Below are 19,887 nucleotides of genomic sequence, written 5' to 3' on the forward strand. Positions count from 1 at the left end.
AATACGGCATTTGCCGTATTTTTTTTTTCAACCATTACAACCATCTTTGTTTAGTTAAATGTGGTGTTTAATACTGTATTAAATGTAAAAACGGTTGTTTTTATTGTTGTCCTTTTCAAACCATATTGAGTCAAGCACAATACTTCAGGTTTGGAAAGGACTTTTTTTAGCAGGTGTAGTTTTTTTGCCCAATGATGATAAAAATCAATACAATATTGGTCGTTTTTTTTCTTTTAATTTTTAAAAGTCAAACCGCTTTGGCACAAAATAACATAACAAAACAAATCGATTCAGTAAACAATCTTCCATATCAATCAAAAATTGCAAACACCACAAAATTCCTGAAAATTTATCAAGATAATCTAGCTAAAGCTCAAAAAGCTAAATACAAAATTGGCATAGCCGATTCGTATTCAAATCTTAGTTTGATGTACTATTTTCAAGGAAAATACGATTTGAATACTGCGTATATGTTGAAAGCAACCCGATTGTATCAACAGTTAAATTTAAAAGACAAACAGGCTAATTCATTTGCAGTTTATGGTTATCAGTTGAAACTTCGTGATATGAATTCAGCTGTTATGTATATGCAAAAAGGAATGAAACTGGCGGAATCGATAAAAGACGAATTCAGTTTGAGTGGAATTTATGACAACTATGGAGTTTTGAAAGAAATGCAAAATCAACTAGATAGCGCACTTTTTTTCTATAATAAATCCTTGAAAATTAAAGAAAAATTAAAAGATAATCCAGGAATTCCATACAGCGCCAACAAAATTGCTTTGGTTAAATTGATGCAGAATAAACCCAGTGAAGCCAAAACGCTTTTGGATTATGCTTACAAAATTAGAAGCGATATCAAAGATGTTTATGGAATTGCCGAAAACCTGAATTATTATGGGTTTTATTTTAAACAAATTAAAGATGATAAACAGTCGATAAGCTATTTTAAGCAAGCAATCGAATGGAGTAAAAAACACGATTTTCCTTATTTGACACAAGATAATTACAAAGAATTATCGAGTGTTTATGAACGAAATGAAGATTTTAGAAAAGCACTTCAAGCGTTTAAAAACCATATCGAAGTTAAAGATAGTATTTTTAATTCTGATGTTAGAAATAAACAATCGGAACTCGATATTGAATATGAAACCGAACAAAAAGAGAAAGAAATTTTAATCCAAAAAGCAAAATTGGCAGAGAAAAATCTTTGGATTTTGGGCGGATTTTCATTGGCAATAATCGCAATTCTATTGGGATTTTTGTTGTTTTCTAAACAAAAGCAAAAAACACTTCAATTGCAAAAAGAAAACGAGTTGAAAGATGCTTTATTGAAAATTGAAACCCAAAATAAATTGCAAGAACAACGTCTCAGAATTTCCAGAGATTTGCACGATAATATTGGTTCTCAGCTGACTTTTATTATTTCTACTATCGATAATTTGAAATATGGATTGAAAAATCAAGACGAAAAAATTATCAATAAATTAACCAGTTTAAGCGGATTTACTAAAGAGACAATTGCGGAACTTCGGGACACGATTTGGGCAATGAACAAAGACGAAATATCGTTTGAAGATTTAAAAATTAGAATTTCTAATTTCATCGAAAATGCGCAAATTGCTTCCAGCGGAATTGATTTTGAATTCAATTGCCAAGATCATTTTGCACCAATTTCGTTGAGTTCTGTTGAAGGAATTAACAGTTACAGAATTATTCAAGAATCAATAAATAATGCTTTAAAACATGCTAAAGCAACTAAAGTTTCGGTTGAGGTTTTGTGTCAAAATCAGTTTATTGAAATCATAATCAAAGACAACGGAATTGGTTTTAATGAAGCAACAACCAATTTAGGAAACGGATTGAGTAATTTAAAAAAGCGCGCCAAAGAATTAAATGGTGAAATTTTAGTAACTTCACAACTCAAAGAAGGAACAACGGTTGTTTTAAAATTTAATAAAAAATAACATGTCAGTAAGAATAGCTATAGTCGATGATAATGTTTTTCTGCAAAAAGCAGTTGCAGAGAAACTCTCTTTTTTTGATGATTTAATCCTCAAGTTTACTGCCATAAACGGCAAAGATTTGCTAACAAAATTAGAAGCAAATAAAAACATCGATTTAATTTTGATGGATATCGAAATGCCTGAATGCAATGGAATTGAAGCAACAAAAATGGTGAAATCAAAATATCCGCAACTAAAGATTATCATGCTGACCGTTTTTGATAACGATGAAAATATATTCAATGCAATTCAAGCTGGCGCTGACGGTTATTTGCTCAAAGAAGTTAATCCAAAAGATTTACATCAAGGAATTATCGAAACGCTTAACGGTGGCGCTGCGATGAATCCTTCCATTGCATTAAAAACTTTGAAATTGTTAAGAAATCCAGTTGAATTTGCTCAAAAAGAACAAGAAGAAATTAAACTTTCCACTCGTGAAATAGAAGTTTTAGAACAGTTAAGTAAAGGATTGAATTATAATATAATTGCTGATAATTTGATATTGTCTCCATCAACGGTTAGAAAGCATATTGAAAATATTTATACTAAACTTCAAGTGCACAATAAACTCGAAGCCATTCAAAAAGCAAAAAGCAATAATCTAATATAATTAAAATAAGGCAATTGCCTTATTTTGTCGCTTTAAGTTATCATATAGATTTGTCTCATAACTAAAAAATCTATAATGATGAAAACAAAAAATTACTTTTTAAAAATTGCTTCGGCATTATTTTTATTATTTGCTATCAATTCAAAAGCAAATAATTTAGAGATTACGGGAACATCCGTTTCTGGAAATAACATAACTTTTACTATTTCTTGGGATAATAGTTGGAATGCAAATGTTGCACCTGCTAATTGGGATGCAGTTTGGGTTTTTGTAAAATATCAAGATTGTAATACACGTTTATGGGCACACACCAATTTAAGTACTGTTGCAGGAGATCATTCAGCAGCTTCTCCACTTCAGGTAGATCCAGTTGCCGATGGTAAAGGAGTTTTCATCAGAAGAAGTGCTCTTGGTGGCGGAAATATTGCTGCTACATCCATCACATTAAAAATGACTGGACTTGGAGCTGGGCCATATAACTTCAAAGTTTTTGGTATTGAAATGGTAAATATTCCTCAAGGAAATTTTGAAATAGGAGATGGTGTAAGTGCTTCGTCGTACAATAGTATTTTAATAACTTCAACATCTCAATCTACTGGATTAACATCATCAATAATTGGTGGCGGTTCAGCAGCAGTACCATCAACTTTTCCAATGGGATATAATGCTTTTTATTCTATGAAGTATGAAATTTCTCAACAACAATATGTGGAGTTTTTAAATTCATTAACCTATGATCAACAAAAATCAAGAACCTTCAACGATCCAATTAGTGAAGCTGGTACATATGCAATGTTTACAGGATTTAATTACCGTAACGGAATAAGAATTTTGACACCAGGAAACAACGCTGCAATTCCAGCCGTTTATGCTTGTGATGCAACTGCAGGTGAAGAGAATAATAGTGATGATGGTCAGGCAATTGCTAACAGCGGAATGAGTTATGCTGATTTGTCGGCTTATTTAGATTGGGCGGCTTTAAGACCAATGACAGAAATGGAATTTGAGAAAATATGTAGAGGAACACAACCAAGAGTTGCTGGAGAATATGCTTGGGGAACAACGGATATTGCACCTATAAATAGTTTTTCTCCTGGATTAATTAACTCTTTTCAAGCAAATGAAACTTACACGCCGGCTATAAACGGTGCTTGTGCTGTGGCAGTAGGAAGTATTAGTGGTGTTTATGGACCATTAAAAGTTGGAGTTTTTGCAACAGGAACTTCTGGTAGAGCTTCTTCAGGAGCGGCATATTATGGAGTTATGGAAATGAGTGGAAATTTAGTAGAAAGATGTGTTACTACTGCTAATGCAACAGGTACTGCATTTAATGGAACTCTGGGTGATGGAACGTTAACAGCAAATGGCGACTCTAATCAAGCAACATGGCCTTCACCTACAACCGCAGTTGGTATTTGTTCTAAAGGAGGTGATTATGTTAATTCTGCAACACAAGCTAGAATTTCTAACAGAAATACAGCAGTTGATGCGGCTAGATATCCAATTTATGGTGGTCGTGGTGTAAGATAATATTCTAATTTGATTTGCATCTCAATAGTTTTGATTTGCAATACAATGAATTATAATAATTTAAAAATCAAATTAGATGAAAACAACAAAAATATATTTAGTTGTTTGCTTAACATTTCTTTTGACACAATTCAACGCTTTTTCACAATATAAAGGAGGTGTTTCAGATGGAGCATCTTTAGATGAAATTAGCACAACAAGTTGTTCAACTCCATCGCATTTTTATGCCTATTTTGGAGGAAACAATGACGGAGCAAGTGTCGATGAGTTAAGTGCAACAACCTGCGGATTTTCAAACTTCCAATATGCTTATTTTGGAGGAGTTTCAGATGGTGCAGCAACAGATGAATTAAGTGCCACAACTTGTGGAATTCCGCCATCTTTCTTCGCCTATTTTGGTGGGGTTTCAGATGGTGCAGGAGTAGAAACTTTAGAAAGTACTGTTTGTGGATTTCCTGCACAATTTTATGCTTATTTTGGAGGAGAAGGAGATGGATTTACAATAGATAAAACAACACCAATTTGTCCAACAGAACCACCAGTGGCGAGTTTTACTGCTTCAACAACGGCTTTGTGTGTAGGTCAATCGGTTACCTTTACAGATACGTCTACTAATATTCCGTTTGTATGGAACTGGACAATAACTGGTGCAACACCAAGTACATCAACTGTTCAAAATCCAACATTTACGTTCAATACGGCTGGAACTTTTACGGTAGTATTTAAAGCAACTAATTATAACGGAAGTGATACAGTTACTTTTACCGATTATATAACCGTTACTGCAATTCCTGTAGTAAATTCAACAACTCCAGCAAGCAGATGCAATGCAGGAACAGTAACTTTACAAGCAACAGCAACTTTAGGAACTTTAAATTGGTATGATGCACCAACAGGAGGAAATCTAGTTGGAACAGGAACAAGTTTTACAACACCAAGTATTTCAGCAACAACGACCTATTATGTTGAATCAGTGGTAGGTTCATGTACATCAACTCGAGTTTCGGTTATTGCAACTGTAAATAATACACCTTCAATAACAGCTACAACTCCAGCTGCTCGATGTGGAACTGGAAATATTTCGCTTTCTGCAACTGCAAGTTCAGGAACAATTCAATGGTACGATTTACCTTCGGGTGGAACATTATTGGGTTCGGGTGGAACATTAAATTTATTTAGTTTATCCACAACTACAACTTATTATGTTCAGGTAACAAACGGATTTTGTACTTCGCCAAGAACTGCAGTTATAGCAACGATAAATGCCGTACCAACGGTTACATCAACAACACCAGCAAGCAGATGCGATGCAGGAAGTGTAACGTTGCAAGCACTGGCTTCAAGCGGAACATTAAACTGGTATGATGCACCAACCAATGGAAATTTAGTTGGAACAGGAACAAGTTTTACAACTCCAAGTATTAGTGCCACAACAACTTATTATGTTGAAACAACTTCTGGAACTTGTAATTCAGCGCGAACTGCGGTAACAGCAACAGTAAATGTTACACCAAGTATAACTTCTACAACTCCAGGAAATAGATGTGATACAGGTAGCGTTACTCTTTTTGCTTCCGCAAATGCTGGAACATTAAATTGGTATAATGCACCAACTGGAGGAACTTTAGTTGGAACTGGAACAAGTTTTATTACGCCAAACATTACAACGACTACGACTTATTATGTGCAAGCAATAAATGGATCTTGTTCTTCTGTGAGAACATCGGTTGTGGCAACTGTAAACGTTAGTCCAATAATAACATCAACAACTCCAGCGAGTATTTGTAGTGGTGATTCATTTAATATTTCTGCTTCAGCAAGTTCAGGAACAGTTAATTGGTACAACTTGCCAACAGGAGGAACTTTATTGGCAACAGGAAGTAATTATTCATTGTCAAGCTTGAGTTCAACAACAACTTTTTATGCTCAAGCAATTGATGGAAGTTGTTCATCAATTAGAACTCCTGTAGAAGTTACTGTAACTAATAGACCAACAAATACATCGTCTACTCCAGCTTCACGTTGTGGAAATGGATCGGTTACTTTATCAGCAACTTTCTCATCAGGAACTGTAAATTGGTATGATGCTCCGGTTGGTGGAAATTTAGTTGGAACTGGTTCTAACTTTACCACACCAAGTTTATCTTCAACAACTTCGTATTTTGCAGAAGCGACGAACGGAGTTTGTACATCATTAGCAAGAACATCTGTAACAGCAACAATTAACGAAATTCCTGTTATAACTTCAACAACGCCAGCAAGTAGATGTGGAAATGGAAGTGTAACATTGCAAGCAACAGCAAGTATTGGAACAATTAATTGGTATAACGCTCCAACTGGTGGAACATTAGTGGCAACAGGTGGAAGTTTTACAACTCCATCTTTAAATACAACAACAATATACTATGTTGAAGTGGTTAATGGAGGTTGTAATTCGGCTAGAACTGCTGTTAATGCAACAGTTTCTGCTGTAGCAACAATCACATCAACAACGCCAGCGAGTAGATGCGATGCAGGAACTTTAACATTGAATGCAACTTCTAATATTGGGACATTGAATTGGTATAATGCGCCAACAGGTGGAACTTTGGTTGGAACTGGAACAAGTTTCATAACACCAAGTATTTCAAATTCTACAACCTATTATGTTGAAGCAACAAATGGTTCTTGTACGTCTTCTAGAGTTGCAGTAACAGCTTCAATAAACACAATAGCTGCGCCAACAGGTTTTGCAAATCAAACTTTCTGTTCAGGAGAAACGGTAGGGTTAATTTTGGTTAACGGTTCGGACATAATTTGGTATGATGCTCCAACAGCTGGAAATGTAATTCCAAATGGAACTGCTTTGGTTTCAGGAACAACTTATTATGCTTCTCAAACAGTTACAGGATGTGAAAGTCCAACAAGATTGGCGGTAACAATGTCTCTTGGCGGATGCTTAGGAATTGATGATTTTGAAAAGAATAATATAAAAATCTATCCAAATCCTACTAGAGATATTGTGAATATTGAAAGTACAAAACAAATAAAAAATGTTGAAGTGGTCAACATGATTGGTCAAGTACTTTATGTCAAAGAATTTAATTCAATGCAAGATTTTATTGATTTATCTAATCTGCCAACAGCGACTTATATTTTAAGAATTAAAGCGGATGACGGAAGAATTAAAATCAGTAAAGTGATTAAAAAATGATAACATTATTTTAGACTTAGTTAAAACCGCCTCGATTTTGAGGCGGTTTTTTCATTTCTATAATTCCTTTTTCTATCTTCGTTTTAAATTTATAACCAATGGCAACTCGAAGAAATTCTAACGAAACAGTTTTAAAAAATGTATTAATTCCAATAGTTCAAGCAATTGGTCGTTCAGGAAAATTGATTTATTTGTTGCTTTTTATTGTAATTGCTGTAGTTGTATATAAATTTTTTACTTCCAAAAGCGAAAGTTCAACAGTTGAATATAATTCTAGTTTGATTGAAAAACAAATTAAAAATGTGGGTAAATTGGTTGTAACCGAAGGTCATTTTTCTGAAGTTTTGACTTATAAAGATCAAAAAAAATACCTGATGGATTTAGTTTCTTTCGAGAAAAAAGCACTAATTATTGTCAATGCCGATGTTACCGTTGCTTATGATTTACGTCAGATAAAATATGATTTAGATGAAAAAAATAAAACCGTTTCCGTTTTAAATATTCCCAAAGAAGAAATCAAAATTAGTCCAAACATCGAATATTATGATGTGGAACAAAGTACGCTAAATCCTTTTACTGGCGATGATTATAACAAAGTAAATAAAATTGTTAGAGCCAATCTTGCCAAAAAAATTGATAAGTCAACACTTAAAACCAATGCCAAAAACCGATTGATTAGCGAACTTTACAACATTTTAGTTCTAACCAATACAATGGGTTGGAAATTGGAATACAATGGAGAAGAATTGACTAAAACTTCGGTTAAAAAAGTAGCGTTATAGATTTTTTTCTACGTTTTGCCAACTTCCACCGTTTAGCGTTTCAATGCCGTTATTTTTTAAGATTGACGCTGCTTGAGCACTTCGCATTCCGCTTCGACAACAAACAATGATTGGTTTTTCAAAACGCTTAATTTCATTAACTTTTGAAAAAATGTTGTCCAAAGGAATGTTTTTTGAACCTTTGATATGACCATCACGAAATTCACCAACGGTTCTTACGTCAATAATAATGGCACCTTTTGATACAAAATTCTTGATAGTTTCTGATTTTCCACCAAGACCTAACATGCTTAATAATCCCATAGTTTTAATTTTTAAGCAAAGGTAAATCGGATTAATAACTTGAGTTGTAACAAAAGTTACCTAACACTAATCAAGTATTACTTTTTCCATAAAAAGTTCCAAACCACCTGAAATTAAATGAGCAATTTCCGGTCGAGTTTGTTTTACTTTTTCTAAATGAATAAGCACTTGGTTAAGAAGTTCATTGTTATTGGTTTTGTCGCATAATTCCGCAATTTCCAATGGAAGAAGCCAATCTTTAGGATGATTGTTTTTTACTATTTCAAATGTTTTTTCGGCAGATAAAACGGCTTGTTTTCCTTCTCTTAAATTTCTAATATTGAGGTACAAACCTTCAAGTTCTTCTCTTTCTGGAGATTTTTTTGCTTTTATCGTTTTGCTTGATGGAACGTGAGTAATCATGTCAAAACTATTCACATCGGCAGCACCAGAAAATGCCGAGATTACTTTTTTGCCAACAACCATGTCATAAATTCCCCATTCAGGTTGGAAAAGAACAGTATCTTTGTGAGTAACCGTGCAATTTTTGAATTTAATCAAAAGAATTTCGCCTTGTAAATTTCTTGAACCGGTAATAATTTCTCCCGAAACTACAATATCGCCTTCAAATTCGAGCGTTACTTTTTCGGCTTCATAAATGTCATACGCACGCAAATCACGTGGCGACATATCTTCGATAGCCAAATTAATTCCTTTCAGTTTTCCAATAGGTGAACCAAAACCTTCAGCGTGATATTCCGTTCCGTGACCAACTAATTCTTTTTCACGATAAGATAATGCGGTTTTTCCAGTGGTTTGTACATAAACTGGTTTGCCTTCATGTTCAATAACGTTAGTAAATACTCCTGAAATTTGAATTCCTGTGCTCAATTCGATTGTTCCCAATGATTTGGAATCTATCAATTTTTTTATACCCGATAATCCACCAGTTCGCAATGCCATGCTGTTGGCAAATTCTTCCAAAACCAAACTTAGATGAGCAAAATCGGGAGTTACATAAAGTTGTGGCTGTGGTTTTGTAATATCAAAACTTTGGTTGATAGCCGAAATATCATAAGGAATTTTAGTTACTTCGTCAGTCATGCACCAAGCACTTTCTCCAATGGATGAAAGCAATCCTGCGCCATATATTTTTGGATTTTCAACCGTTCCAATTAAACCATATTCAACTGTCCACCAATGAAGGTTTCTAATTTGAGCCATTTCGGATAATTCGCCCATATTATTTTGAAGAAAATCAACTTGTTCTTCTGCTTTTTTGATGTCTTCTTCTGGTGTGTCTTCTGCTTCTTTTAGAATAGAAAGTAAACGAATGGCTTCATACATTTCATAATCTCTAGCCGATGAAATGGCTTTGCAACCTATTTCGCCAAAACGACGTAAATATTCAGCATATTCTGGATTGGCAATAATTGGAGCATGACCTGCACCTTCGTGGATAATATCTGGTGCTGGCGTATATTCAATGTGTTCCAATTGACGAATATCGGAAGCTATTACAAGCACATTATAGGCCTGAAATTCCATAAAAGCATTTGGCGGAATAAAACCATCAACGGCAACTGCAGCCCAACCAATTTCTTTTAGAATTCGGTTCATTCCATACATATTTGGAATATTGTTTATTTCTAAACCCGTTTTTTTCAAACCTTCCAAATAGGATTCGTGAGCAACTTTTGAAAGATAATCAACGTTTTTACGCATTACATAACGCCAAACAGCTTGATTAATTGGAGTGTAATCGTCATAATCTTGCGGTTTGATAAATTGCTTTAAATGCTTTGGTAATCGATCAATTAAAGGGTTGCTTTCAAAATGTGCTTCCATGGTAATTTTATTCTGTTTCTCACTTTGTCAAAAGTACAAATTCCATTTTTTATAAGTGTGATAAAAATCATAAAAAAAACCGCAACTTTTGATGTTACGGTTTGTGATTTTAAAATCTGCCAACTGTTATTTACAGCTTAATTGGAAACTGTTTATTTTCTCTTTGGCGGATATTGCTCAAGAATTTTAGATACAAATTCTTTTACTTTTTCATCTTTTTTATCTACGTTTTTGGTTAAAACTCCTTCGCCTTGGCCTTGCCAAATTAATTCTTTTTTCTTCGCATCAATAACATCAATAGTCAAAGTTCCTTCGGTATAACGATTAACTGAAGTTCTTCCGCCCCAAATCCATGGATTCCAACCCCAACCCCAGCCATAACCCCAGCCAGCATTGAATTGATTTACATCAACCTGTTCTCTTTCTTTGGTAAAAAAATTGATGATTACATCTGGATTTTCACTTTTAGTAAAGCCTTTTGCTGCCATAGCTTCATCAATAGAACGTAGAATTCTTTTTTTGTCTAAATCAGAAACTTCTACTTTGTCAATGCCACTTTTGTGATAAGCATAGGTTTTGTATTGACTAAAATCGGCATTTTTGTCGTAGTCTTGATTCACTCTTATTGAACTGCACGAAGCAAAAACGAAGAGTAGAAGTAACGGTAGAAATTTAAGTGTTTTCATAATTTTATTTGTTTCAAGTTTCAAGTTTCAGGCTATAAAGTTTGACTTGAAACTTGAAAACCTGAAACTATAATAAATCTTCATCAACTATATTTGGGATGGTAACTTTTAATAAAGGTTGCGTCTCCATTGCTCTTTTAATGGCAAAAATTGCACCTTCGTTTCGTGCCCAACTTCTTCTTGAAATTCCGTTGTTTACATCCCAGAACAGCATCGATTCTAAACGTTTTGATGCTTCTTTAGTTCCATCAAGAACCATACCAAATCCGCCATTAATGACTTCGCCCCAACCAACACCGCCGCCATTGTGAATGGAAACCCAAGTTGCACCACGGAAACTGTCACCAATAACGTTGTGAATGGCCATATCGGCTGTAAATCGTGAACCGTCATAGATGTTTGATGTTTCTCTATAAGGCGAATCGGTTCCGGAAACGTCATGATGATCGCGTCCTAAAATGACATAGCCAATTTCGCCACGAGCAATCGCTTGATTGAAAGCTTCGGCTATTTTAATTCTTCCTTCGGCATCGGCATAAAGTATTCTGGCTTGTGAACCAACGACCAATTTATTTTCTTGTGCGCCTTTTATCCATTGAATGTTATCTGCCATTTGTTGTTGGATTTCTTCAGGAGAAGTTGTCATCATTTCTTCCAATACATCGCAGGCAATTTTGTCAGTTTTTGCCAAATCTTCAGGATTTCCCGAAGCACAAACCCAACGGAATGGTCCAAACCCGTAATCGAAACACATTGGTCCCATAATGTCTTGAACGTAACTTGGATATTTGAAATCAATTCCATTTGAAGCCATAATGTCTGCGCCAGCACGAGAAGCTTCAAGTAAAAATGCATTTCCATAATCAAAGAAATACGTTCCTTTTGCAGTATGTTTATTGATTGCTGCTGCATGACGGCGCAATGTTTTTTGAACTTCTTCTTTGAATTTATCAGGATTATTTGCCATTAAATCGTTAGATTCTTCGAAAGTAAATCCAATTGGATAATAACCTCCAGCCCAAGGATTGTGTAGTGAGGTCTGATCTGAACCTAAATCGATATGCAGATTTTCTTGGTCGAAACGTTCCCAAACATCAACTACATTTCCGAGATAGGCAATGGAAACAATTTCGTTATTTGCTAGTGCTTTTTTAACTCTTGGAACTAATTCATCAATGTTTTCAATAATTTCATTTATCCAACCTTGTGAATGACGAATGTGAGTGATTTTTGGATTTACTTCGGCACAAACCGTTACGCAACCTGCAATATTCCCGGCTTTTGGTTGCGCTCCAGACATTCCGCCTAATCCAGAAGTTACAAATAATCCGCCTTTTGGTGATTTTTTAATTTTTCTAAATCCGTTTAAAACTGTGATTGTAGTTCCGTGAACAATTCCTTGTGGACCGATGTACATATAACTTCCAGCAGTCATTTGTCCGTATTGTGAAACGCCAAGTGCATTCATTTTTTCCCAATCATCGGGTTTTGAATAATTTGGAATTACCATTCCGTTGGTTACGACAACTCGTGGCGCATTTTCGTGCGAAGGGAATAATCCCATTGGATGGCCAGAATACATAACAAGTGTTTGTTCATTGGTCATTTCGCCCAAATATTTCATGGTCAATAAATACTGTGCCCAGTTTTGAAAAACAGCTCCGTTTCCGCCATAGGTTATCAATTCGTGTGGATGTTGTGCCACGGCGTAATCCAGATTGTTTTGAATCATCAACATGATAGCTTTTGCTTGTTCCGATTTTCCTGGATATTCCGAAATTGGTCGCGCATACATTTTGTAATCGGGACGCAAACGATACATATAAATTCTTCCGTAGGTTTCGAGTTCAGCTTTAAATTCAGGAAGTAATTCGGCATGATGTTTGGGTTCAAAATAGCGTAAAGCGTTTTTTAAAGCTAATTTTTTTTCTTCTTCCGAAAGGATTTCTTTGCGCTTTGGTGCGTGATTTATTTCTTTTTCATACGGTTTAACTTTAGGTAAAACAGCAGGAATTCCTTGTAGTATTTGTTCTTGAAAAGTCATTTTTGTTTGTAGTTTGTTGTTTATGGTTTAGTGTTATTGTTTTTTGTGCTTTTTATAGTTCCAGTTTTTTTATCAAATCCATATGGGCAATGTCGGCAACCGCTTTTACAACAATAGCTACGTTTTAGGTGGTATTTTTCGGTGAAACATCGATAACCTTCGGGCGTTAGATAATAATCTTCGCCTTCTATTGGTTTTTTTTCGTTATTTTGGTTATTCATAGTTGACAAATTTAAAGGTTTATAGTGAATGTTGATAATTGTTTCTAAATATTTAATTCCGAAAGGATTTAGCGGGTTTACATTTTTTCCTTTTATTTTTTTGAAAAAAAAGGAAGATAAAGCGAATTGGATTTTGCTTAATCATGAGCGAATTCACATTAGACAGCAACTTGAATTATTGGTTCTGCCTTTTTTTGTATGGTATTTTTTGGAGTTTTTTATTCGGTTGATTTTGTATAGAAATTGGAAGAAAGCATATTACAATATTTCGTTTGAGCGAGAAGCTTATTTGAATGATAATGATAGTAATTATTTGTCGAATAGGAGATTGTATGGTTTTTTTAAATACGTCAAATCTGAAAAATCTTTCTTTTGAGTAAGATATTGTTTTGAAATTTATTACTTTTGAACAAATTTTCGTTGTATGAAAAAAGTTATAGGATTGCTAGTTTTATTTTGTGGTTTGAATAGTTATTCGCAGCTTTTTGTGGGTTCTAATAACTATATGTATGTTGGAAATCAATTTGTGTATGTAAAACAGGATGTTAATTTACAGGAAGATGTTACAGCACCAATTGATAATGGAAGGATTTTATTGAGAAGAGAAGGTCAATTTTTACAAGGAACGACTGGTGTTTCAACAAATTCGGGGAATGGTAGTCTTTCGGTATATCAAGAAGGTACTTCAAATAATTATGCATACAATTATTGGGGTTCACCTGTTGGTAATCCGGTTGCAGGACCAACGTATGGGAACTTTGGGATAGGATTATTGCACCGACCAACTTCGGTTAGAGATAGTAATCCTGCTATTATTTTGCCAAGTTCTAATTTGAATGGAATTTCCTCACCACTTTCTATTGCTTCTCATTGGATTTATAGATTTACCCCAATTGTGAATGGAGCAGCTGTTTATGCAGATTGGATTGCTGTTGGGAATACTTATACAGTTAAGCCAGGAGAAGGTTTTACTATGAAAGGAGTTTCAGGTAGTGATTTAACTGATGTTGGCGAATCTACGGTGAATAATCCTTATGATGGTTTAGATCCTCTAACTATTGCGCAACGCTATGATTTTAGAGGTAGGCCTAATGACGGAACGATTTCTTTAGATGTAAGTAATGAAAAATTAACATTGATAGGAAATCCTTATTCGTCAGCAATAAATTTGAATTTATTTTTGTTGGAAAATAGCGGTTATACTGTGGATTATGTGACCGGAGCAATAACTCCTGGATTGCCTGATCCTTTTGCTCCTAATTCAGGAACAATTACGGGTGAAGCTTTCTTTTGGGAACATACGAAAACTCAAGCTAACACACATGCCATTTTAGGATATGTTGGAGGATATGGTACTTACGTTCCAAATAATCCTAATGCATTTGGTCCTGGAACGTATAATAATGCAACTTGGAATACTTTAAATCTTAATGGAACGGTAAATACAGTTGGTGGTGGAGCAGGAACAGAGCGTTACAAAAGAATGTATTCTCCAATAGGTCAAGGTTTTTTTGTGAAAGGAATTGGTACAGGAACAGCTTTGAACCAGGCTTATATGAGAAACAGATATCGAGTTTTTGTGAAAGAAGGTGCAGCTAATAATTCTCAGTTTGAAAGAACAATGCAATCATCATCTGTTGAAAATGGATATTGGGATGAAATTCCAAATGTTGCAGGTGTTGATTATACACAATTTTCTAAAGCACAAGTTCCTCAGATTAAAATTCATACCAATATTAACAATTTGAATACTAAAGAAGTAACAATTGCTTTTAATCCAAATACAACGGATGGATATGATTTAGCAATGGAAGCTGTTACTAACGAAAGTTTGAATAGTGATGTTTATCTGTCTATTGTTGGTAAAACAGAACCTATTGTGATTTCAACATTGCCATTTGATATCAATAAACGAATTCCTTTTTCTTTGAAGGCTGGTTCGGGTGCAGCGTCAACGTATAAAGTTTCGGTTGGAAATATTATTAATTTTGATGATTTAGAGCATGTTTATCTATATGATGGACTAACTGGAGTTTATCATGATATAATGGATGGTTCTTTTGAAATATCACTTCCTCAAGGTGTTTATGAAAATCGTTTTGAGATTACATTTAGAAACGGAACTTTAGGTGTTGATAATCCAACTAAAAATAATATAACGATTTATCAAAATAATAGTCTGCAAAATTTAGTTGTAACTAATCCGGATTTATTGGAAGTAAAAGAAATTAGCCTATTTGATATTACTGGAAAAAGAATTTTAGAGAAAAAGAAATTAAATACAGAAACTGAATATAAATTGCCAACATCTGGAATTGCAGAAGCGGTTTATATCGTTAATGTTAAAACGAATAAAGGTAATTTTTCGCAGAAAGTATTAATATCTAAAAGCACAAAATAGTAATAAGAAATTCAAAATAAATTAAATAAAAAATCCTGAAAATCAATTATTTTCAGGATTTTTTATGAGTATTACTTTGTTTTGGTTGAGCTTTTATGGAATAGATTCTAAATCAATTCTTTTCGTTTAAATTTGAAAATTATAAATTCAATTGTAAATTTGAATAGTAAGAACCAAAAAATCACCACCTTTAAAAACGAAATTTCGCTTTTTATCAAGCGGGAAGATTTGTTGCATCCCTATGTTTCTGGGAATAAATTCCGAAAGTTGAAATACAATTTGATCGAAGCTAAAAATCAAGGTAAAACTACTTTGTTGACTTTTGGTGGAGCTTTTTCCAATCATATTATAGCAGTAGCTGCAGCAGGAAAGGAAAACGGTTTTAAAACTATAGGAATTATTCGTGGCGAAGAGCTAAAAGACCAAGTTGATGATAACCCAACATTAGCAAAAGCTCAAGAATTTGGAATGATTTTTGACTTTATTTCAAGAGAAGAGTATAGAATTAAAAACAATCCAGATTTTATTGAAAAACTAACAGAAAAATTTGGTGATTTTTATTTCATTCCAGAAGGTGGAACAAACGATATGGCAGTAAAAGGTTGTCAAGAAATTCTAACAGAAAAAGATGATGATTTTGATTTTATCTGTTGTGCAGTTGGAACAGGTGGAACAATATCGGGATTAATTAATAGTTCAAAAGATTGTCAAAAAGTTTTGGGTTTTCCAGCGTTAAAAGGTGACTTTTTACAAGAAGATATTCGTAAATTTGCAAATAAGGATAATTGGGAATTGATAACCGATTACCATTTTGGAGGTTATGCAAAAATTGACGAAAAATTAATCCATTTTATCAACGATTTTTATATAAAATACAATATTCCTTTGGATCCAATTTATACTTCCAAAATGACATTTGGAGTAATCGATTTAATTGAAAAAGAATATTTTCCGCCAAAATCAAAAATTTTACTCATTCATACCGGCGGTTTACAAGGTGTAAACGGAATGAATGCAGTGTTGAGAAAAAAGAATATAACCCAAATTAATATAGATGTTTAAAAGAATTTTTTTAGTGTTGTTGTCCATTTTTGTAGTCGCTTGTAGTTCAAATAAACCTGTTGTTAGAACTACCAAATCGGCTCCAACAAAATCGCGAACAACAACAGCACAAACTGCCCGAAAAACACCTCAATCGACTTCTCAAACGCAAAGAAAAATTGAAACAAAAAAGCCTTCAGAAAATTCAAGTTCAGTGAATAATTCTCAAGGTGAAACAGTTGTTTTAGAAGCAACGACAAGAGTAAAAGTGACTACTGAATTGGTTTTGAAATATATTGATAGTTACAAAGAAATTGCTAAAGATAATATGGTGAAAAGCGGTGTTCCAGCCAGTATTACTTTGGGACAAGCTATTCTAGAATCTGGAGCTGGAACAGGACCTTTAAGTGTTCAAGGAAACAATCATTTTGGTATAAAATGTCACAAAGAATGGACTGGCGATAGCATTCGTCACACCGATGATGAAGAAAACGAATGTTTTAGAAAATATAACGATCCTAGCCATTCGTTCCGCGACCACTCTTATTTCTTAGTAAGTCGTCCGAGATATGCCGATTTATTCAAATTAGAAAAAGATGATTACAAAGCTTGGGCAAAAGGATTAAAAGCAGCAGGTTATGCAACCGATCCAAAATATCCCGATAAATTAATTAGTTTGATAGAACGTTATCAATTGCAAAAATACGATGCTGAGGTTTTAGGAAAAGAATACATTCCAACTTCAAAATCGGAACCTATTGCCTACAACGATGCTTCAAAATATACTGTCGTTAAAGGCGATACATTGTATTCAATTTCGAAAAGATTTAATATTTCGATTGATGATTTAAAAAGAAAAAACAACCTTACTGATAATACACTTTCATTAGGACAAAGTATAATTGTCAAATAATTTCAAAAAATGATATACCAAAGAAGCAGTCAGCTTTTTGCTGAAGCAGAAAAAGTAATTCCAGGTGGAGTAAATTCACCTGTTAGAGCATTTAAAGGAGTAGGCGGAACACCAATTTTTGTCAAAAGTGCCAAAGGTGCCTATTTATTTGACGAAGACAATAATAAATTAATTGATTATATCAATTCTTGGGGACCAATGATTTTAGGTCATGCTTTTGAACCTGTTGTAAATGCTGTAATCGAAAAAGCCAAAAAAGGAACTTCTTTTGGAATGCCTACTGAATTAGAAACAGAAATTGCGCAACTTGCCGTTTCAATGGTGCCTAATATTGATAAAATACGTTTTGTAAACTCAGGAACCGAAGCTTGTATGAGTGCTATTCGTTTAGCAAGAGGTTTTACAAAAAGAGATAAAATTATCAAGTTCTCAGGATGTTATCATGGTCATTCCGATTCGTTTTTGATTGCTGCTGGAAGTGGTTTAAGTACGTTTGGTGTGCCAAATAGTCCTGGAGTTACTCAAGGTACGGCTAAAGATACTTTGCTAGCAAGTTATAATGACATCGAAAATGTAAAAGCATTATTCGAAGCTAATAAAAATGAAATTGCAGCAATCATTATTGAACCAGTTGCGGGAAATATGGGTTGTGTGCCACCAAAAGAAGGCTTTTTACAGTCGCTAAGACAACTTTGTGATGAAAACGGCGCATTATTAATTTTTGACGAAGTAATGACCGGTTTCCGATTAGCAAAAGGCGGAGCGCAAGAATTATTTGATGTCGTTGCGGATATCGTTTGTTTTGGTAAAGTAATTGGCGGTGGTTTGCCTGTTGGTGCATTTGCGGGAAGAAATGAAATAATGAATTACTTAGCGCCAATTGGTCCTGTGTATCAAGCGGGAACATTGTCGGGAAATCCGTTGGCAATGGCAGCAGGAAAAGCAATGTTAGAAGTTTTAAATAACGATGCTGAAATTTTCACCCGATTGGAAGAAAAAACAGTCTATTTGCATCAAGGAATTCAAAAAGTACTAACAGAAAATAATATCGATTTTACGATAAATAGAGTAGGTTCTATGATTTCAGTACATTTTGATAAAAATCCAGTTTTCGATTTTCAAACAGCAAAAAATGGTGATAACGAAACCTTTAAAAAGTTTTTCCACGGTTTGCTAAACGAAGGAGTTTATATTGCGCCTTCAGCTTATGAAACGTGGTTTATAACCGATGCATTGACTTATGCAGATTTAGATTTTACAATTAATGCCATAAACAAAGTGGCAAAATCATTATAAAAATAAATCCCGTCTCGTTTTAAACAAGACGGGATTTTTTAAAATATAATTTTAGAAAATTACTCAGTCAATTTTTTCAAAAGAGCTTCGTTTTTGTCTAATTTTTCCATGTTTTCTGGAGTAAGCGTAGCTCTTAATTTAGCATCGATAACTCTTTTTAATTCAGCTTTTCTTTCAGCACTCAAACCTGTTTGTTTTAAAGTGTCGTGCTTTACAAAAAACAACTTTGTGTACATGTCAAGTTGATTTTCAGGTAAGTTCAAGAATTTTATTAATGCTAAAGCATCGTTTTTAGCAGCAATATCTGGTGATGTAGCTTCAATTGTTGTTTCAGCTTTAGAAACTGTTTTTTTATCTTGAGCATTTGCACTCATAGAAAAGGCAAGTGTAAGCGTTACTATTGCAATAATTTTTTTCATTTTACTTCCTTTATTTGGTGAATTAATGTCCCAAAGCTAAATTATTTTCGGCTTAACTCAAAATCTTTTTTTATTTTTCTTCCAATTTCGGACTTTCTTCAGTGTTGCCTTTTCTTTTTGCAAATCGTTTTTTCATTTTAGATTTGCCTTCTTCACGGTTTTCTTCCCATTTTTTGTATTGTTCAGGAGTTAAGATTTTTTTCATCTCAGCTTTGTTGGCAATTTGCTCGTCAAGCATTTTGTTTTTCATAGCATAAATTTCATCCGATGTTGGTTTTTTAGCATCATCTTTTTTGGCTTGAAATTCTTCTTTTTTTGCTTCTCTTTTTTTGGCTTGTTCCAATAAAAGTTTCTTTACATCAGCAACTTGTTTGTCGTTTAAATCTAAATCAAGTTTCATTTTTTTAGCTTGAAGTTCAACGCGTTGTTCTGTAGTAAGTTTTTCCTTTTGCTCTCTTTTTCCTTGTGCAAATGTCGTTATTCCAACTAACATTAATACAGCTAAAAATACTTTTTTCATTTTTTGATTATTTTAAAGTTTATGTGAGTAAGATAAGTTAAGTTTCAAAAGGTTTAATCTTTAACAAAAGTTTAATAAAAAAGGGAATTAATCAT

The 19,887-nt window shown here is 33.9% G+C and carries 17 protein-coding genes; 10 read left to right on the forward strand and 7 right to left on the reverse strand.

What is annotated here, in order from left to right; all coding sequences use genetic code 11:
- Positions 1-257 precede the first annotated feature (257 nt).
- The 5 genes from G6042_RS09920 to G6042_RS09940 all read left to right on the forward strand — a co-directional run bounded on the left by G6042_RS09920 (position 258) and on the right by G6042_RS09940 (position 8,121).
- Positions 258-1,967: a tetratricopeptide repeat-containing sensor histidine kinase gene (locus G6042_RS09920; protein WP_169524277.1), complete on the forward strand. Its 1,710-nt coding sequence runs from the start codon at positions 258-260 to the stop codon at positions 1,965-1,967.
- 1 nt (position 1,968) lies between these two features.
- The gene (locus G6042_RS09925) at positions 1,969-2,616 is read left to right on the forward strand and encodes a response regulator (protein WP_169524278.1); all 648 of its coding nucleotides are present in this window, start codon (positions 1,969-1,971) and stop codon (positions 2,614-2,616) included.
- A gap of 75 nt (positions 2,617-2,691) precedes the next feature.
- Positions 2,692-4,146: an SUMF1/EgtB/PvdO family nonheme iron enzyme gene (locus G6042_RS09930; RefSeq protein ID WP_169524279.1), complete on the forward strand. Its 1,455-nt coding sequence runs from the start codon at positions 2,692-2,694 to the stop codon at positions 4,144-4,146.
- A 76-nt stretch (positions 4,147-4,222) separates the two neighbouring features.
- Positions 4,223-7,339 (forward strand): Ig-like domain-containing protein, encoded by a 3,117-nt coding sequence (locus tag G6042_RS09935; RefSeq protein WP_169524280.1) that lies wholly within the window; start codon positions 4,223-4,225, stop codon positions 7,337-7,339.
- 98 nt (positions 7,340-7,437) lie between these two features.
- Positions 7,438-8,121 carry a DUF4230 domain-containing protein gene (locus G6042_RS09940; RefSeq protein ID WP_169524281.1) on the forward strand — a complete coding sequence of 228 codons (684 nt, stop codon included), beginning with the start codon at positions 7,438-7,440 and terminating at the stop codon, positions 8,119-8,121.
- Here G6042_RS09940 and G6042_RS09945 read toward each other — a convergent pair.
- The 5 genes from G6042_RS09945 to G6042_RS09965 form a co-directional block, all read right to left on the reverse strand.
- Positions 8,116-8,424 carry a rhodanese-like domain-containing protein gene (locus tag G6042_RS09945; protein WP_169524282.1) on the reverse strand — a complete coding sequence of 103 codons (309 nt, stop codon included), beginning with the start codon at positions 8,422-8,424 and terminating at the stop codon, positions 8,116-8,118. The genes G6042_RS09940 and G6042_RS09945 overlap by 6 nt on opposite strands.
- A 66-nt stretch (positions 8,425-8,490) precedes the next feature.
- Entirely contained in the window at positions 8,491-10,251 is a 1,761-nt protein-coding gene (locus G6042_RS09950; RefSeq protein WP_169524283.1) for an aromatic amino acid hydroxylase, read from the reverse strand.
- Between the two features lie 152 nt (positions 10,252-10,403).
- Positions 10,404-10,937 (reverse strand): DUF4136 domain-containing protein, encoded by a 534-nt coding sequence (locus tag G6042_RS09955; protein ID WP_169524284.1) that lies wholly within the window; start codon positions 10,935-10,937, stop codon positions 10,404-10,406.
- Between the two features lie 67 nt (positions 10,938-11,004).
- The gene (locus tag G6042_RS09960; RefSeq protein ID WP_169524285.1) at positions 11,005-12,981 is read right to left on the reverse strand and encodes a urocanate hydratase; all 1,977 of its coding nucleotides are present in this window, start codon (positions 12,979-12,981) and stop codon (positions 11,005-11,007) included.
- A gap of 20 nt (positions 12,982-13,001) precedes the next feature.
- Positions 13,002-13,202: a DUF5522 domain-containing protein gene (locus tag G6042_RS09965; RefSeq protein WP_169524286.1), complete on the reverse strand. Its 201-nt coding sequence runs from the start codon at positions 13,200-13,202 to the stop codon at positions 13,002-13,004.
- A gap of 31 nt (positions 13,203-13,233) precedes the next feature.
- On the opposite strand from G6042_RS09965, the gene G6042_RS14300 reads away from it, so the two are divergent.
- From G6042_RS14300 to hemL, 5 genes are all read left to right on the forward strand, one after another.
- Positions 13,234-13,578, forward strand: coding sequence for a hypothetical protein (locus G6042_RS14300; RefSeq protein ID WP_235933282.1), 345 nt, complete (start codon positions 13,234-13,236; stop codon positions 13,576-13,578).
- A gap of 48 nt (positions 13,579-13,626) precedes the next feature.
- The gene (locus G6042_RS09970; protein WP_169524287.1) at positions 13,627-15,603 is read left to right on the forward strand and encodes a T9SS type A sorting domain-containing protein; all 1,977 of its coding nucleotides are present in this window, start codon (positions 13,627-13,629) and stop codon (positions 15,601-15,603) included.
- A 150-nt stretch (positions 15,604-15,753) separates the two neighbouring features.
- A complete protein-coding gene (locus G6042_RS09975) occupies positions 15,754-16,665 on the forward strand; it encodes a 1-aminocyclopropane-1-carboxylate deaminase/D-cysteine desulfhydrase (RefSeq protein WP_394352781.1) in 912 nt (303 codons plus the stop codon).
- A complete protein-coding gene (locus G6042_RS09980; protein ID WP_169524289.1) occupies positions 16,658-17,557 on the forward strand; it encodes a glucosaminidase domain-containing protein in 900 nt (299 codons plus the stop codon). Before G6042_RS09975 ends, G6042_RS09980 begins: the two co-directional genes overlap by 8 nt.
- Before the next feature lie 9 nt (positions 17,558-17,566).
- Entirely contained in the window at positions 17,567-18,853 is a 1,287-nt protein-coding gene (hemL, locus tag G6042_RS09985; protein WP_169524290.1) for a glutamate-1-semialdehyde 2,1-aminomutase, read from the forward strand.
- 59 nt (positions 18,854-18,912) lie between these two features.
- On the opposite strand, the gene G6042_RS09990 is transcribed toward hemL, so the two are convergent.
- Positions 18,913-19,272, reverse strand: coding sequence for a hypothetical protein (locus tag G6042_RS09990; RefSeq protein ID WP_169524291.1), 360 nt, complete (start codon positions 19,270-19,272; stop codon positions 18,913-18,915).
- A 70-nt stretch (positions 19,273-19,342) separates the two neighbouring features.
- On the reverse strand, positions 19,343-19,792 hold the full coding sequence (locus G6042_RS09995) for a hypothetical protein (RefSeq protein WP_211161673.1): 450 nt from the start codon (positions 19,790-19,792) through the stop codon (positions 19,343-19,345).
- Positions 19,793-19,887: the final 95 nt, after the last annotated feature.

Source organism: Flavobacterium solisilvae (assembly GCF_012911605.1).
Lineage (GTDB): Bacteria > Bacteroidota > Bacteroidia > Flavobacteriales > Flavobacteriaceae > Flavobacterium > Flavobacterium solisilvae.